Origin of the sequence: Pseudonocardia nigra, assembly GCF_019396355.1 — a bacterium.
Lineage (GTDB): Bacteria > Actinomycetota > Actinomycetes > Mycobacteriales > Pseudonocardiaceae > Pseudonocardia > Pseudonocardia nigra.
Genome location: NZ_JAHKRK010000556.1, coordinates 1 through 714, shown reverse-complemented (window position 1 = coordinate 714; position 714 = coordinate 1). Strand labels below are relative to the sequence as shown.

Annotated in this window: 1 protein-coding gene; it reads left to right on the top strand. The window is 68.1% G+C overall.

The features are described 5' to 3' along the window. Window positions 1-571: IS66 family transposase (locus tag KME75_RS42180; RefSeq protein ID WP_219420691.1), on the top strand; the 571-nt coding region annotated here is incomplete at its 5' end. Window positions 572-714 lie beyond the last annotated feature (143 nt).

The window sequence follows — 714 nt, the reverse complement described above, 5'->3', positions numbered from 1 at the left end:
CTGGGCGCCGTATGACACCTACCTCGACGCCCGCCACCAGCTGTGCTGCGCACACGCCCTGCGCGAACTGGCCGCCATCACCGACGCAACCAGTCCGGACGCCGAGTGGTGCTGGGCCACCCAGGCCGGCGACGCGCTGGTCGCCCTGCAGAAGCTGGTGACCGAGGCGATCAACACCGGCGCCGATGCGGTCGACCCCGCCGCGCTGGACGAGCAGATCCACCGCTACCGGTCGGCCGCCCAGATCGGCCTGCGCGACACCACGGCCCGCGCCAACCCGGTGATGCGCAAGCACCACGCGCTCGCTCGCCGGCTGCTCGACCGGCAAGACGACTACCTGCGCTTCATCACCGACTGGCGGATACCCCCTGACAACAACGGCTCCGAACGCGACATCCGCATGATCAAACTCCGGCAGAAGGTGTCCGGCTGCCTGCGCACCCTCACCGGAGCCACACAGTTCTGCGCGATCCGCAGCTACCTCTCGACCGCCGCCAAGCACGGCAAACACTTCTTCGACGTCCTCGTCCCGCTCGCCGAGGGCCGACCCTGGCTACCCGCAACCCAATGAACAACGCTCACGCGACCTGATGTGATGAAGGAGCGGGGCCTCCGCTCCTCGTGACTCCCGGCTCATGCTCGGGGTGCTCACACCATCGATTCGAGGAGGCCCCTGTGAGCGAATCGTACGAGGGTCGGCAGATCGTCGGGATG